Source organism: Draconibacterium sediminis, assembly GCF_000949475.1.
GTDB classification, from domain to species: Bacteria; Bacteroidota; Bacteroidia; order Bacteroidales; family Prolixibacteraceae; genus Draconibacterium; species Draconibacterium sediminis.
The window spans coordinates 471,899-488,018 of record NZ_JRHC01000001.1 but is presented as its reverse complement, the minus strand read 5'-3'; the positions used below and the strand labels follow the sequence as shown (position 1 = coordinate 488,018).

The 16,120-nt window shown below is 42.2% G+C and carries 11 protein-coding genes; 3 read left to right on the top strand and 8 right to left on the bottom strand.

Going from position 1 to position 16,120, the window contains the following annotated elements:
* Positions 1-206: 206 nt before the first annotated feature.
* From LH29_RS01945 to hypD, 8 genes are all read right to left on the bottom strand, one after another.
* Positions 207-2,573, bottom strand: a complete 2,367-nt coding sequence (locus LH29_RS01945; protein ID WP_045025865.1) for an arylsulfatase — start codon at positions 2,571-2,573, stop codon at positions 207-209.
* Positions 2,574-2,857: 284 nt separating this feature from the next.
* Positions 2,858-3,592, bottom strand: coding sequence for a hypothetical protein (locus LH29_RS23565; protein WP_052670544.1), 735 nt, complete (start codon positions 3,590-3,592; stop codon positions 2,858-2,860).
* 181 nt (positions 3,593-3,773) lie between these two features.
* Entirely contained in the window at positions 3,774-4,301 is a 528-nt protein-coding gene (locus LH29_RS01935; RefSeq protein WP_045025864.1) for an STM3941 family protein, read from the bottom strand.
* Positions 4,294-4,806, bottom strand: a complete 513-nt coding sequence (locus LH29_RS01930; protein WP_045025863.1) for a hypothetical protein — start codon at positions 4,804-4,806, stop codon at positions 4,294-4,296. The genes LH29_RS01935 and LH29_RS01930 overlap by 8 nt, the downstream gene beginning before the upstream one ends.
* 871 nt (positions 4,807-5,677) lie before the next feature.
* Positions 5,678-7,252 (bottom strand): arylsulfatase, encoded by a 1,575-nt coding sequence (locus LH29_RS01925; RefSeq protein ID WP_082063376.1) that lies wholly within the window; start codon positions 7,250-7,252, stop codon positions 5,678-5,680.
* Between the two features lie 273 nt (positions 7,253-7,525).
* On the bottom strand, positions 7,526-9,079 hold the full coding sequence (locus LH29_RS01920; protein WP_082063375.1) for an arylsulfatase: 1,554 nt from the start codon (positions 9,077-9,079) through the stop codon (positions 7,526-7,528).
* 688 nt (positions 9,080-9,767) lie between these two features.
* Complete coding sequence (locus LH29_RS01915; protein WP_045025861.1) at positions 9,768-10,676, bottom strand: glycyl-radical enzyme activating protein; 909 nt, start codon at positions 10,674-10,676, stop codon at positions 9,768-9,770.
* Between the two features lie 173 nt (positions 10,677-10,849).
* A complete protein-coding gene (hypD, locus tag LH29_RS01910) occupies positions 10,850-13,309 on the bottom strand; it encodes a trans-4-hydroxy-L-proline dehydratase (RefSeq protein ID WP_045025860.1) in 2,460 nt (819 codons plus the stop codon).
* Positions 13,310-13,574: 265 nt separating this feature from the next.
* Here hypD and LH29_RS01905 point away from each other — a divergent pair, with 265 nt between their 5' ends.
* The 3 genes from LH29_RS01905 to LH29_RS01895 are packed head-to-tail and all read left to right on the top strand — an operon-like array spanning position 13,575 to position 16,010.
* The gene (locus LH29_RS01905) at positions 13,575-14,678 is read left to right on the top strand and encodes an AI-2E family transporter (protein ID WP_045025859.1); all 1,104 of its coding nucleotides are present in this window, start codon (positions 13,575-13,577) and stop codon (positions 14,676-14,678) included.
* Positions 14,679-14,724: 46 nt separating this feature from the next.
* Positions 14,725-15,411, top strand: a complete 687-nt coding sequence (locus LH29_RS01900; protein ID WP_045025858.1) for a DUF4136 domain-containing protein — start codon at positions 14,725-14,727, stop codon at positions 15,409-15,411.
* 11 nt (positions 15,412-15,422) lie between these two features.
* Positions 15,423-16,010, top strand: coding sequence for a hypothetical protein (locus LH29_RS01895; protein WP_045025857.1), 588 nt, complete (start codon positions 15,423-15,425; stop codon positions 16,008-16,010).
* Positions 16,011-16,120: the final 110 nt, after the last annotated feature.

Below are 16,120 nucleotides of genomic sequence, written 5' to 3'. Positions count from 1 at the left end.
ATTCTTTCGGCTCAATGCTACCATGAAAATAAATTTGCTTTTAAGCTTGGGTACAACGATAAATTGCATGAGTAGTAGCAGATTGTGTGGTAGTTTCCAGTCGAACCGCTATGCCGTTTGAGCGGGCTACAAACTTTGATATTTACTACATTGCCTGCTATGACTTATAAAAAATGTGGCAACTGGTGTCTATTCGTAAATACTTTCTATTCCAGATACCTCGCCACAACCTTGTTTATTTGCCCGTTAAAAGTAAATGGAGCGCTGTCAAAATAGGCATCAGAAACCGGCGATCCCAGGTCCTGGCCGATATCAAAGCCATCGTTATAGGAAATAGTTGATGCAATGGAACGAGGTACTTTTCCTTTTGCTACCTCTTTCCCGTTTACTTTTATAGTGATATTCAAAGCTGAGGCCGGCCCGTTTTCCAGCTCCGACAAAAGCTGAATATTTACTTTACCCGCAGGAAGTTTTTCACTGGCAACAATCCTGGTGCGATCCATCAGAAAAAAACAATATTCATAGTTCAGATATCCATCTTTTATAAAAAAGCTTACTCCGCCTGGATAACCACCCACAGCACACAATACACCATTCGCGTTTTTGGGAACCGTAACATCAAAATCCATTTGGTTTGATGTGCTTCCAAATCGAGGCGAAGCAGCTTCGGGAATTCGTTTTATTGGCCCGGCGAAGTTCCATTCTGTCATTGGGCTAGCCGGAGCATCTTCGGGGTGCAAGGCTGCTGTCGACCAAAAAGTCCCACCGATAGGCAATACATTGTTTCTGGCCGCCTCCACCAGGAAGGTACTCTTCATCTCATCAAGTTTATCCGGGTTACTTTTTGCCAGGTCATTGGCTTGCGACCAGTCTTCTTCTAAATTGTACAATTCCCAGGGTTCTTTCATTGGATCCCAATTATCGAAGTCAGGAAGACCTTGTACCCACGGAGTTCGAACTCCAAATGCACAGGCAAACCAACCATCTTTATAGATCCCCCGGCTTGTGTGGATTTCAAAATACTGGGCACCCTTTCTACCTTCAGCAGTTGGGTCGTCAAATGTATATTTCATACTGGTCCCGTCAAGTTCCATTTGTTCTGCCCCATTTACAACTCTCGGAGGGGTAATATTGAGTATATCATATATTGTTGGAACGATATCATTAACATGGTGAAACTGAGACCGTGGTATGTTATCATGTTTAATTACCTTAGGCCATCTAACCGCCATTGGTTGACGGGTACCACCAAAGTAAGCTGCTACAAGTTTGGTTCCTTTGTAAGGAGAACTACCTCCCCATGCCCATCCTGCATGCATCATATTTTCCACTTTATTTCCTCCCAATTCATCCAAACCACCAATCTTATTGAGTGCTTCAATTTGCTGTTTTGTAGTTGTTTTTACACCATTTTGTGCCAGCAACTCTGCAAGGGTACCTTGTTGCCCTTCCGACGAGGCGCCATTGTCTCCCCATATATAGAAAACCAGGGTATTGTCCTCATAGCCCAAATTGTCAAGTTCATCGATTACTTTACCAACTTGTGCATCCACATGCTCTGCATATCCTGCATACACTTCCATCAAACGCAGCTGGAATGCTCTTTCATCTTCAGGAATGTCATCCCATGCTTGCATTGTCGACGGACGTGGTGTAAGTTTTGCGTTTTCAGGTATCCATCCCAGTTTTTTGGCCTTTTCATAAACACGCTTTCTGTACTCGTCCCAGCCATCATCAAATTTCCCCTTGTATTTATCAGCCCATTCTTTTGTTACGTGGTGGGGGCCGTGTACCGCCCCACTCGACCAGTACATTAAAAAAGGCTTGTCGGGCTCTATTGCTTTGTGTTGACGCATCCAGTTGATCGCCTGGTCTGCCAAATCTTCACTCAGGTGATAGCCTTTTTTGTGAAAGTGTTCCTCGGGAACCAATGTTGTATTCTCAAATAAGGTAGGTTCGTATTGCGAGGCATCGCCAGCCATAAAACCGTAGAAATATTCGAAGCCATAACCCGTAGGCCAGTGGTTGAAGGGACCGGCAGCACTTGACTCTTCAGGCGCAGTGTTGTGCCACTTCCCAAAAGCGGAGGTGGAATAACCATAATTTTTTAGTACTTCTGCAACGGTTGCTGCACTTCTGGGAATCACTCCGGTATAACCATCCCAGTCGTTTGCGTATTCCGGAATCTGACCATTTCCAACTTTGTGGTGATTTCTCCCGGTTAGTAACGAAGCCCGGGTAGGCGAACACATAGCTGTAGAGTGAAATCGGTTGTAAGAAATCCCTTCTTCAGCAATTTTGCTTAAAGTAGGCGTGTTAAATTCGCCACCAAAAGTTCCGGCTTGTCCGGGACCTACATCGTCGATCAATATGATGACAATGTTGGGAGCGTCCTCGGGGAGGTGATTAACCGTTTGTCTTTTTTGGTGAGTTGACTCGGATAAGGTTATTCCTGCCTTTGAAGCTGAAGGCGTTGGTGGAAATGGTAATATTTCCTGTCCATACGTTTTGTTGGCAAAAGTAAGAGACATAACTACTACCAGAATAAAATAAGGAAGGTTCTTGGTTTTCATATTGTAGGATTTAAAAGACTAATTTCTATGTAAAATAGTGATTTTCTGTCACTTTATAATCATACAATACATATTATGTTCGGATTTCCCATCGCCGGTGCGAATCGAAGATCAGCCTCAAGCTAATTTGCAATCCGTGCCATTGCCAAAAGCAATACTATTTAATACTACTATCCATTAGCTCTTTGACGGTTATTAGTCCTATTAAAATCACAGTAAATTGCACTTTCCGGGTCTGTTTGACCAGGGCACGGATTACAAATCCGCGCTAGCGGGGTGGTTTATTACTCATTAAATTTTTTATATTCTTCAGTTCCATATTTGTTTTTAATTATCAAAGAGTCGTTGTTCAATTTGACAATTATTGAGGTGTCAATCATTTCTTCAAAATACCTAATCAAGGTATCGTTGAAAAGCTCGTATTTATAGTATTTCAATAAGTCCACGTAGATAACGGAATCTATATCAAAGGCAAGAGTTGCATTTTCTGTTTCATTGTCAGTCCAAGCAGCAATAATTAGGTTGTTATTAACGTCTGACCCTATCGTGTCTACGACTTGTTGTATAGGTTGATTGTTTTTTATTGTATTAATTGCTTTTGAATCAAGAGAGAACAGATTAAAAATAAAAATAATGACCACAATCGATGTTGATATAATTGAGTAAAGTGAATACCTCGTAGTTTTATTTATGTTTGTTCCATTTTTATTAATTTCTTCACTAGTTTTTTTTGTTACCTGAGAGTCAAATCTACTTTTCTCCATCATACGATATTCAATGATTATTAACAATGCTAAATTGAGAAGAGGTATAATAATTCCGTATACAGAAAAAGATTCGAAAAATTGAGAAAGAGCAAAATAACCAGCAATTAGAATATTGTTGAATGTGAATAGTTTATCATGAATTCGATCAAAGTATCTTAAAATATTTTGAGCTCCTTCAATTTCTGATCTTTTGAAATTTTCATGAATTTCATTCATTTCTTTTTCAATATCATCTAGTTCATCATCTGTCATTTTCTATATTTTCAGTTTAGATTCAATTTCCCAAAATGCACCACAACGGTTTTGCGGTATGAAACGTTTGGGAGAGCGAGCTGCGTTACTATCCACCGTTACCAAAAGTTGATGCGTGGCAGGATGCTCGAATAACCACTTCACCCCAAATGTTTTATGACCGCATGTTGGCGGTAGTATTTTATTGATTATCAAAGTATTTATCTATCAAACCTTGTCTGTTTTGTTTATCTGTTTTTATCATTTCTTTTATAAATTTGGTCATTGTCATAGGGTTAATTTTTATTTGACTTAATTGCAAATCCAATCCAGACGAACCAACTTCTTTGCTTAACTTTCTTGCCCAACGATATTGTTTATTCCTTGATTTAAATGATTTATCCATTGTCAAGGTTATAAACTTCTGTCCAAATATATTTAAAGGCTTCGCATTCTTAATCAGGTTCCAGCTTATCAAGTCCTGTTTTGTGGTTCTATCCCAAATTCCAGTTTCATTTATGATAATCTGAGGTCTTTTATCGAACATGTGAAAAAATGCCAAGAAAAATCCAAATCCGAAAAATGGAACACCAATCCATCCCATAATCCTATCCAAGAGACTACTCTCATTTCTTAAAATCAACCAAATTCCAACAGCTACGAGTGGAATAGTCAATCCGAGTAGCTTTATTGCTTTCCATGGTGATTTATATAGTTTAATTTCAGTCATAGAAAAATAATAAAATCATTGCCGCCATGTAAATTGCAAATGCTATAAAGTCAATAATTGTAATTCTTCTCTCATCAAACAAGTCCGTTGTTGAACCTTTGCCAGGAGCGACCAATTCTTGTCCTTGAGTTTTTGCACTTATAAATCGTAATATTTGGAAAAGAATCAACAGAGGAACGGTATTTCTTAATCCTGTTGAAGCATGTCCTTTTACATTCTGTAAATAATCAATGTCTTTTAGTTTAAAATAAATAAACAGCTGTATTAATCCAAAGGCGAACCAAACAAAATAAACTTTCAAGTTTCTCAAGGATTTGTAATTAAACAGATAAAGAAAGAAATGCGTTCCAAAAGCATACGCAAATAAAATATCTCTGTGCAATTTATAGTTAAGAGGATTGTTCCTATAATAAACAGTTAATCCAATTGATAAGATTAAATACAAGAAAATAGTAATCCTATCCCATTTTGTTGTTTTACCAAAGTAAAATATCTGTTTTTCCATATATTATTTTAGTCTATTCCATGTGCAGGTGGTCTCTCAATATTACCGCCAACTACTGAGCATCATCATTGCTGTTATATCGCTTATAGCGCGATAAAAGGGGTTGTTATACCTCCATATCGGGATGATAACAACACATATTATGCTTACTAATTTTTTATCTGTTATTTCAGGGTATGTATTCAACGGCTATGGTTTTTATTCGGAGTTTAAAGTTAGCATAATAAAAAAATAAAACAACATTGGTTTAAATCCTCGCATATCGTTTATCTCTCAGTATATAAATACATAGCACTGGGGGCTAAAGCCCATTTACTGGCGGGAATTCACTAACCCCAGGCTTAAGCCTGGGGTTAAGCAAATGGGCATCGATGGGTTTTAACCCCAAACTCACACTCCACGCAGACTTTCGAAACTTCCACAATCAATAAAATCCGTATCTAACTGATTTTAAAGCTTCCGCAGGTGACAGAAGTTGGTTTCAAACGCGTTTTTTTGCACCCTCAGGTGACAGAAGTCGGTTTCAAACGTGTTTTTTTTCTTCCCCAGGTAACAGAAGTCCATTTCAAACGTGTTTTATCGCTTCCCCAGCAGCTGGGGAAGCTTTCAAACCTGTTTTTTTACACCCACAGGCGAAAGAAGTGGGTATCAAACACGTTTTCTAAGGCCATCAGGTAACCGAAGTTGGTGTAAATCGTGTTTTTTCTTATACCCATAACACAACTGGTGGTAGCAAAAGCTTTGGGCAGGGGCATTAACCTGATGAGTACACAAACAAATGTGTTTGAGATAGGGATCCGATCCATTTCGATCATAAAAAAGGGCATCCGTTTGGATGCCCTTTTACTATGTTTCACTGATCAAATAGTTTCTATTGTCGTGTATCCGATTTCAAAATAGCATCAATCGCTTTATTAATATCGAGCGAAGCAGCAGCCTGACGCGGTGGATAATCCTTAAAGCTCGACAAATGCTCCGTTAACATACCAATGGCAGGTTGCATTACCCACGATTTGTGCATAATCAATTCGAAACCATAGATATCGTCATATTTTTCAAACGGGTCTTTCCGCAGGTTAAAAAGCTGTGGCATGGTATGCGTTACCATATCGTCGAAATAACGCTCTTTGGTGGCAAAGTGCATTTTCCACGGCCCTACTCGCATAGCTGTTAAACCCGATTCATAGTAGTAGAAGAAATAGTTTCGTGCCGATTCGTCGGTTTTTCCTTCCCAGTAATCAAGGTTGTTAAATCCGTCGATATACACTTTGTAGGTCATATCGCCAATGGTTTTCCCGGCTTTTAATTCGTCTTTTATTTCAGGCTCGCCAACGGCTGCCATAATGGTAGGCACCACATCTTCGTGCGCCGAAATACCGTTACGGATTAATCCTGCAGGAATGTTTTTAGGCCAGCGTACCAGGAACGGCGCACGAACACCGCCTTCGTACGTCGTCATTTTTTCGCCACGGAACATGGTTACTCCGGCATCGGGCCAGGTACTTTGTTCCGGGCCATTATCAGTAGTATAAATTACAATGGTATTGTCGGCAATGCCTAACTCATCAAGGTAATCCAGTATTTCACCAACATGTCCGTCGTGTTCCATCAATCCCGAACCAAACAAATCCATATCGGTACTTATCGGTGTTGCCAGGTTACGCGACTCTTCTTTCAGGTGCGTGTAAACGTGCATACGGCTTGTTGCATGCCAGATAAAAAATGGCTTGCCGGCATCGTGTGCGCGTTTCATAAAATCTTCGGTTTTGGCTACCAGCTCTTCGTCGAAAGTTTCCATACGCTTACTGGTGAGTTTTCCGGTATCGGTAACTTTCTGTTTTCCAATCACACCAAAACGCGTATCTACCGTATTGTCGTAAGTATCGGAAGCATACGATTCGATAATACCACGCGGGCCATATTTTTCATAGAATTCTTTGCTTTTCGGGTAGTCAGCCTGTTCTTCTTCTTCCGAAACATTCAGGTGATACAGGTTTCCGAAAAATTCGTCGAAACCATGCACGGTTGGCAGGTGTTCGTTACGGTCGCCCAGGTGGTTTTTACCATACTGTGCGGTCATATAACCAAGCGGTTTCAGCAACTCGGCCAGTGTTGGATCTTCCTTTTGCAAACCCAGCGGATTACCGGGCTGCCCAACGGTGGTTAAGCCTGTACGAACCGGTTTTTGTCCGGTTATAAAAGCAGCACGACCAGCCGTACAACTGGGTTGCGAATAGTGGTCGGTAAAAAGTACGCCTTCTTTTGCAATCCTGTCGATATTTGGTGTTGGATATTGCAATCCTAAGCTGTAACAGCTTAGCGCGTTGGGCGCAACATCATCTACCATTATTACAAGAATGTTGGGTTTATCCTGTGCAAAAGTTACAAATGGAAAAAAGAGCAGTATCAATAAACTCCTCTTTAACATGCTAAAATTGTGTTTCATAGTTCTTAATGTTTATGCACTTAATCAGTGTGTTATTGAATCAATTTCTACAATACCTGATATAAAGGTTTTATAAGTTAAGAAGATCTGATCAGAAAAACACAATAAAAACGGCAAAAAAGTATTTATTACTTAATCAACATATGTTATTGAAAAAGACCTAAGGTGTTAACATAAAATAAATGAAGGGCATCGCGAGTGGATGCCCTTCATTTATATCTCCGGTACGCTATTTAAGTTTTTTAAACTAATGAATAGCGCGTTAAATTTTCGCTATTGTTTTCCTTCACTTAATTGTCTGATTATCTCAGAAAAATCGAAGCTGGCTGCCTTTTGAACGGGTGGATATTCCACCAGCGATTCAATGTGTTCAGTAAGCAATTCCTGCATCGGTTCGTTAATAAATTGCTTTCGTTGCAGCATGTCCGACCTGTCCGTAAGGTTGTCGAAACTTTCGTAGGGGTCGAAATGGATATTGTACATGATCGGAAACTTTTGCTTCACATAAGGTGCGTAATAATCTTCACTGGTTTGAAAGTGCATTTTCCATTGATTTATACGCACTGCCCGTATATCAGACTCGTGGTAATAAATATAATTATTCCGGTTACTTTCATCCGATTTACCCAGCCAGTAATCCAGGTTATTTACACCGTCGATATACTGATGACGTTCCTTATCCATTTTTTCAACAACATCAGGTACCCCGGCTGCTGCGGCCAGTGTAGTAAAAATATCCATATGCGCCTGAATGCCCCGAAGTGTCCGGCCTGCTTTAATTTTATCTTTCCACATCACCATCATTGGCACCCGAACACCACCTTCATAAGTCGTCATTTTTTCGCCTCTGAAAGGGGTAGTTCCACCGTGCGTACGGGCACTGTGTTCAGGACCATTATCGGTTGAATAAACAACAATGGTATTTTCCAATACACCCATTTTCTCCAGCTCGTCGAGCAGTTCTCCAATCATCATATCGTGTTCAATCATACCACTTCCATAAAAATCGTGCTCGGTAGTGTAAGGTAACGCCAGATATCGATGCTCGGGTTTCAAGTGGGTGAACATGTGCATTCTGCTCGGATTAAACCAGGCGAAAAAAGGTTTATCATCATTTTTAGCTCTTTTCATGAAGTCCACCATTGCCTCCATAAATTCTTCATCTACGGTTTCCATTCTTTCTCTCGACAGTTGACCGGTATCTTCAATTTTTTGTTTCCCTACTTTTCCAAACCTTGGATCAACCGTTGGGTCATCCACGTCGGTTGCCCAGGTATGTAGTACGCCACGTGTTCCGAATTTTTTAAAATACTCCGGATCTTGCGGATAATCCATTTGCTGGTACTCTTCCTGGGTGTTCAGGTGATAAAGATTTCCAAAGAATTCATCAAATCCGTGAACTGTTGGGAGGTGCGAGTTTCTGTCGCCCAGGTGATTTTTCCCAAATTGTCCGGTTGCATAACCCTGTTCTTTAAGAACTTCGGCAAGAGTAGGACTCTCCTTTTTGAGACCAAGTTCAGCTCCCGGTCTGCCAACAGTGGTCATGCCACTACGAATGGGATACTGTCCTGTAATTAACGCCGCACGACCCGCTGTGCAGGATGGTTGCGCATAATGTTCGGTAAACATGATACCTTCATTGGCAATCCGGTCGATGTTGGGAGTGGTGTATCCCATTACGCCGTGTCCATAAGCGCTTACATTGCTCCAGCCCACATCATCTGGGAAAATGATTAAAATATTAGGCTTATCCTGAGCAAACGTTACAAATGGTAAGAAGAGCAGGATTAATAAACTCTTCTTTAAAAATCTAAAGCTGTGTTTCATAGTTGTCAATGTTTATGCACTTAATCAGTGTGTTATTGAATGAATATTTATTTTGATGTTGTATAAGTTAAGAAGATCAGTTCAGAAATGCACAATAAAAACCGTTAAAAAGTTCGTGTTTTTAATTAACATATGCTAATGCGAAAGTCAGCAGGATATTAACAAAAGGACAAAAGGGCAACCGTTTGAAGTGCGTTTTACAACCATTATTCTCCTGCCGGAGGCCTTCATCTTTGCCTTAAAGCAAAGACGAAGCAGAAAGTTCAAGGCTACTTTTGATCTTCACCCTCCGTTTTCATAAAACCTAAATTCGGACGGGTGATCTCCTCGCTCACTCGGAGCTTCCCGCTCTCATTAAGGTTTCATTTCAACTCTGGGCAAATACCAAAAGAGGCCGTTCCGCTTATGCAGCATTTTCAATGATCATAAGTTACTTCCTGGCTTCGGCCTCGGCCGGTGAGCCGGAAAACAAGCGGTGACAACGTAAAAAAATTACTGATGTTTGAGGAGGTACGACGAGTTTCAGGAATTTTAGTTGGCATCGCGTAGCTTTTCCGAGGGAAGCGGGCGCAGCCTTGGGTTTTTTGTCTACTTTTTGGGCTAAACCAAAAAGTAGAATCCGCCTGATAGGGCAACGCCAGTTTCTTATGATTGGTCGCTTTACTCCTGCCTAAATTTCATTAAATCCTTATCCGCCAATCTCAGCCTCAATACCATATTTCTCGAATATAGCTATCGCCCTGTTTTGCTCCTCTTCGGTAGGCTCTTCCATATTAAAGGCCTTGTATTCCGATCCCAGCTTGTTGTACTTGTTGGCGGCAATATTGTGGTACGGCAATAAGTTTACTACCGGCTTTTTACCCGGCAATGCGGCAATAAATTCGGCCATTTCTGTAAGCGTGTTATGGTCGGCATTTACATTGCGGATAAAGGGCACACGAATATTGATGTTCGCGCCGCTTTCGGCCAGCAACTGAAGGTTTTTCAGGATAAGCTTGTTGCTTACGCCCGTCCACTTTTTATGTTTTGCCTCATCCATCAGCTTCAGGTCGAACAGAAAAAGTTCGGTGCGTTTAGCTACTTCCAGCAAGGTTTCGCTGTCGGAAAATCCACAGGTATCAACGGTTCGGTGTAGTTTCTTTTCGCCACAGGCATCCAGCATTTTCATCAGAAACCCGGCATTCAACAAAGGCTCTCCCCCCGAAAAAGTAACGCCACCGTTCGATTGCTCGATGTGTACGCGTTCGCGTTCGATGATCTGCATCAGCTCCTCCACCTCGTAGGGCCGCCCCGACATTTCGATGGCTTTCGTAGGGCATACGTCCGCACAAATACCACAAAGGGTACAGGTTTGGTAGTCGGTAACAATTCCTTTTGGCGTGAGTGTCAGCGCATCTTCCGGGCACATTTTTATACACTCCTGCGCACCAATACATTTCGACTCGGTGTATAGCTTTTGTACACCCGGCGACTGGCTTTCGGGATTGTGACACCATTTACAACTCAAGGGGCATCCTTTCATAAAAATGGTGATTCGGATACCCGGCCCGTCGTTAATGGCGTATCGTTTTATATCGAATATTAGTGGTTGATTCATTGATTAATGTTTACCAAATGATTGTTGTATACCCCCCGTTTCGGCCTCGCTCCGTCAACGGAGCTTGCGGCCTCAACTGTCCCCCTGATTCAGGGGGACAGTTGGAGCCGGTGGCTTCGAAGAAGGCCCGGCGGAAACGGGGGGTACTTATAACTTTATCCTCACTTGCTTCATTATAGCACCTCATTCTGTGTACGGTCAATTACTTCCTGTTGCAGATCGGCATTCATATCGTTAAAATAATCGCTGTAACCGGCCATACGCACCAGCAGGTCTTTGTAATCTTCGGGACAAGCCTGTGCCGCCAAAAGCGTTGCTGTATCAACAATATTAAACTGAATGTGGTGACCTCCCAACGAGAAATAACTGCGGATAAGGTGCCCCAGTTTCTCCACGTCTTTGTCGCGTTTTAGCAAACTCGGCACAAAACGTAAGTTCAGCAAGGTACCTCCCGATTTCGACTGATCGAGTTTCCCCAGCGAGCGGATCACGTTTGTTGGTCCGTGTGTATCGCAACCGTGCGATGGCGATGTACCATCAGAAATCGATTTACCGGCAAATCGTCCGTTTGGTGTAGCTCCCAGCACCAGCCCAAAATACACGTGGCAGGTGGTTGAAAGCATATTTAAATGAAATACTTCTCCTTTGGTATTTGGTTTGCCTTCAATGGCAGCCAGCAAGTCGTTGTACACCTGTACGGCAATGGTATCGGCATATTCATCGTCGTTGCCAAAGAACGGCGTGCGGTTCAGAATTCGCTGACGCAACACTTCTTCGCCTTCAAAGTTTTTGGCTACTGCATCCAGTAGGGTATCCATCGGAAAAGTCTTGTCTTCGAAAACATGCTTTTTCAGCACCGAAAGACTGTCGGTTACCGTAGCCAAACCGGTACACTGAATGTAGTTGGTGTTGTAGCGCGGTCCACCGTTGTAGTAGTCTTTTCCTTTCGAGATGCAATCTTCAATCACCACCGAAAGGAAGGGCGCCGGTGCATATTTGGCAAACATCTGGTCGATGTAGTTGCTTACGCGAATTTTTTGGTCAACCACAAAGTTCAGCTGCTTGAGGAAAGCTTCGTACAGCTCTTCGTAGCTTTTAAAGCTGCGTGGATCGCCGGTTTCAATACCGGCTACTTTCCCGGTAAGCGGATCGATACCGTTATTCAGTGTGATCTCCAGAACCTTCGGAACGTTCAAATAACCTGTCAGCAAATAGGCTTCTTTACCAAACGCTCCCACCTCGATACAACCGCTACAACCACCTTCACGTGCATCCTGCAGGGTTTTTCCCTGGTTCACCATTTCCTGAATATACATATCGGGGTTAAACACCGAAGGGTAACCGTGTCCCTGGCGGATCAGTTTACCGGCAGCCTGTAAAAACGCATCGGGAGTAACCTTTGCAATGTGTACCGAGTTACCAGGCTGCAAAATGTGCAGCTCTTCAATAACTTCCAGCATCATGTACGACACCTCGCTTACGCCATCAGTCCCATCCGGTTTAACACCACCGATGTTAATGTTGGTGAAGTCGTTGAATGTACCACTTTCGCGCGCTGTAATACCTACTTTTGGTGGCGCAGGGTGGTTATTAACTTTTATCCAGAAACAGCTGATCAGTTCCTTGGCCTCATCGCGGGTCAGTGTTCCTTCGGCCAGTTCCTTTTCGTAGAACGGTGTAAGGTGCTGATCGAAATGGCCCGGGTTCATCGCATCCCAACCGTTTAATTCGGTAACGGTTCCGAGGTGCACAAACCAGTACATCTGAATGGCTTCCCACACGTTTCGTGGCGCATTGGCAGGTACCCAACGACACACTTCTGCTATTCGTTTCAGTTCGGCAACACGTTTCGGATTACTTTCGGTTTTTGCCATTTCCTCGGCGAGGTCGGCATGGCGCTCGGCAAATACAATAGCTGCATCGCACGATACGTCCATGGCTTTTAATTGCTCCAGCTTTTCAGTGGCTTCCGGGTCATTCAAAAAGTCGAGCCGATTGATGTGATCGTTGATCTCCTTTTTATAATCGAGCATTCCCTTTTTGTAGATCGCCCCATCGAGCGCGGTATGACCGGGAGCACGCTGCTCCATAAACTCGGTAAACACACCTGCTTCGTACGCACGCTGCCACTCCTGCGGAACATGATTAAAAATCCGCTCGCGCATGGTTCGGCCCTGCCAGTATGGAATTACTTCCTGTTCGTAGGTATCAATATCTTCCTGCGAAATGGTATACTGTTGCTGATCGCGTGTGTTTAACACATGAAAATCCTCAACGCTGTGACAGGTTAATTCAGGGAAGGTAGGAACCGATTTCGGAACCGGGCCACGTTCGGCAACAATCAATTCATCGTCGCCTATGTAAATGGTTTTTTGCTTACAAATCTCCAAAAAATTCAGGGCACGCATCATCGGCTCGGAGTACTTGCCGTAGTTTTCTTTGTAAAACTTTGTGGTGATCAAAGCGCGCTCAATCGACAGCGACTCCTGTGTTTCAACACTTAGTTTACGCAATCGCTGAATGCGTTCGTTCATACCGGGACCAATGGCATCAGGGTGCGGTGTATAAAAATTACCTTCAGCGCCAGCCGGGCGCTCGGGTGTCTTTATGGTTAGTTCATCTGCTAAAGACATGACTTCAAAAAAATTAAATTAAACAATAAAGAAACAGGGGTAACTTTTGGGGGAAATTCTAAGCATACAAGATCCAGCACTCGAACAAGCACCGGTAGCTTATCAGAAGATTCGATATTTTCAATTTCGATGTCACTTGACAAATTTAATTTAATGCCGTAAATTTAGTCAAAAGTTAATTACGATATCACGATAATACACAATAGAGCATACTATTTCAGCAAAAAGTCAATCACCATGTAACATAACTAAATACAACTACATCATGTCAATAAAAAAAGCAACCAACACATTTGCACAAGAGAACATTGAGACCTACGTAAAAACTGCACTAATTTTCTTAATAGTAGTAATCTGCTTCCTCATTTTTAAGCCATTTTTGGTGCCTGTAATCTGGGGAATGATCATTGCAATTGCATTTTACCCTTTACACCTTCGTTTATCGAAATTGCTAAAAGGTAAAACCGGATTGTCGGCAACAATAATTACACTTGTCCTTTTAGCCCTATTGCTCATTCCCGCTGGTACATTTGTCGATCACTTGTTCGAGAATGTAAAAGAACTGTCGGGGCACCTAAAAGCAGGCGACCTGGCAGTTAACGAGCCACCCGAAAATGTTGCAGGATGGCCGTTGGTTGGGAAATCGATATACAATTCGTGGCACCAGTTTGCTGTTGATGTTCGGGAGGCAGCCGAACAATTCAAACCACAAATAGAGGCGTTAGGACACAAGGTGCTCAACTTCTTTAAAAGTTTTATGGGAAGCATACTGGTTTTTATGCTGTCGATTATTATTTCGGGCCTGTTTTTGGCCAATGCAACTTCGGGCTATCCTTTTATCTACAAGCTTTTCAATCGTTTGGTGGGCGAAGAAAAAGGTACTGAGATTGTAGATAACTCAAGGAAAACCGTAAGTAGTGTAGTTACCGGTATTTTAGGAACAGCAGTTATACAAACAGCCATTATTTCTGCAGCATTTTTTGTGTTTAAAATACCTCTGGCAGCACTATTAACGCTGGTTACATTTTTCTTTGCAGTAGCGCAGATACCGGTATTTCTAATTATCATACCACTTATTATTTACATGTTTTCGGCAGTTGGCGGGGCCCCCGCAGTGTTGTTTACCATTTGGGGAGTTGTGGGAGCCTTAAGCGACAATGTACTTAAACCTATGTTGCTGGGCCGTGGACTCAATATCCCTATGCTTGTTATTTTAATTGGGGCTATTGGCGGCATGTTATTGATGGGAATGATCGGTTTGTTTATTGGCGCAGTAGTTCTGGCGCTGGGCTACCAAATCCTGCAGCTATGGTTGGATGGCGTTAAAGAACAATTAGAAGCCACAGATGTTAAAAATGCAAAAGATTAACATGTAAACACCCTATCATTATAGGTAAAATTTTAAACTCGATACTATGAATAGAAATTACCCCATTTTTGCACTTCTACTCTTTGTTTCGGCTGTTCTTTTTTCGTGTCATCCGGAATACGATGCCACCGTTGAAGAATTGGACGTTGCCATTACGCAATACGATGAAGAGCAGGATTTTTCTCAACTCCAGACTTTTTACCTGGAAGATTCCATCATATATATTAACGATGAAGAATCAGGATCGGCAAGTGTCGACCACTCGCAAAACGACCTTATAGTTTCTTTGGTTAGGCAAAATTTTCTTGACATGGGCTGGACAGAAGTTACCGGCCCCACCGACGGTGAGATGGACGCCGATGTATCGATAATGCTTTCGGTACTTGAAACCGATTTAAGCTTTTATTACTACTACTGGTGGGATTGGTGGTACTGGTACCCCTGGGATTGGTGGTATCCATGGTACGGCGATCCATGGTATCCGGGATACCCGGTTTGGCCAGGATATCCTACTTATCCTTCGCAAGGATATACGGTTGGAACACTGTTTATCGACATGTTGGATATGAACGGCGCAGAGATGCCTGAAGGCGACGACAGTTCGTTTAAAGTACCAATGCCCTGGAAAGGTGCTGCTATTGGTATTCTGGCCGGATCGGACACATTTCTTCAGCAACGCCTGACCAACGAGATTAACCAGGTATTTAAACAAAGCCCTTACTTACAAAAATAAACCCTGCAATTATGAAGAAATACATCATTATATCATTTATACTTTTGGCTACCATTACATTAAAAGCGCAGGAAGGAACAAGTATATTTATTAATTATCTGCCTTCGATTCCGATGGGAGGAACAGCCGATTTCAGCAATAACATTAGCCCGCGTGGTGTTGATTTTGAAGTTGAACGGTTTTTAAATGAAGAGCTATCGGTGGGTTTTAACATTGCCTGGAACTTGTTCAGGGAAAAAATTCCGGAAGAAACATTTTACCATAACGACCTTACCATTACTGCTGTACAATTTCGTTACACCAATATAGTTCCGCTTCAGGTGAATGTAAAGAAATATTTCAGCGGAGAAGGCGATTACATTCCATATGCTGGTTTTGGTTTAGGAACTTCATACAACGAAAGCAGAAACGATGTTGGCGTATTTACCTTAACCGAAGACAAGTGGCTATTTAACCTTGCTCCCGAAATCGGGATGCTTTACGATATGAACTACAAAGCCTGGCTTTCGGTAAAACTAAAATACAATTACGGCTTTAAATCGGGAGAATTCCCCAGTCAGTCGTTCCTTAGCTTAGGCCTCGGAATTGGATTAAAATAGACTTATAAGAGTTTGAATACATACGAAAGGTTCGGTTTTTTCCCGGACCTTTTTTATTGAAGACCGGTTACATAATTTCACCTCTCCCAACTTCCCCGAATGGGTGAAAA

Bases quoted from the DNA above. Each gene is read 5' to 3' on its own strand.
- LH29_RS01900 (WP_045025858.1), top strand. From the start codon at position 14,725: ATGAATAGAAATTACCCCATTTTTGCACTTCTACTCTTTGTTTCGGCT.
- LH29_RS01925 (WP_082063376.1), bottom strand. From the start codon at position 7,252: ATGAAACACAATTTTAGCATGTTAAAGAGGAGTTTATTGATACTGCTC.
- LH29_RS01895 (WP_045025857.1), top strand. From the start codon at position 15,423: ATGAAGAAATACATCATTATATCATTTATACTTTTGGCTACCATTACA.
- LH29_RS01915 (WP_045025861.1), bottom strand. From the start codon at position 10,676: ATGAATCAACCACTAATATTCGATATAAAACGATACGCCATTAACGAC.
- LH29_RS01945 (WP_045025865.1), bottom strand. From the start codon at position 2,573: ATGAAAACCAAGAACCTTCCTTATTTTATTCTGGTAGTAGTTATGTCT.
- LH29_RS01930 (WP_045025863.1), bottom strand. From the start codon at position 4,806: ATGGAAAAACAGATATTTTACTTTGGTAAAACAACAAAATGGGATAGG.
- hypD (WP_045025860.1), bottom strand. From the start codon at position 13,309: ATGTCTTTAGCAGATGAACTAACCATAAAGACACCCGAGCGCCCGGCT.
- LH29_RS23565 (WP_052670544.1), bottom strand. From the start codon at position 3,592: ATGACAGATGATGAACTAGATGATATTGAAAAAGAAATGAATGAAATT.
- LH29_RS01920 (WP_082063375.1), bottom strand. From the start codon at position 9,079: ATGAAACACAGCTTTAGATTTTTAAAGAAGAGTTTATTAATCCTGCTC.
- LH29_RS01935 (WP_045025864.1), bottom strand. From the start codon at position 4,301: ATGACTGAAATTAAACTATATAAATCACCATGGAAAGCAATAAAGCTA.
- LH29_RS01905 (WP_045025859.1), top strand. From the start codon at position 13,575: ATGTCAATAAAAAAAGCAACCAACACATTTGCACAAGAGAACATTGAG.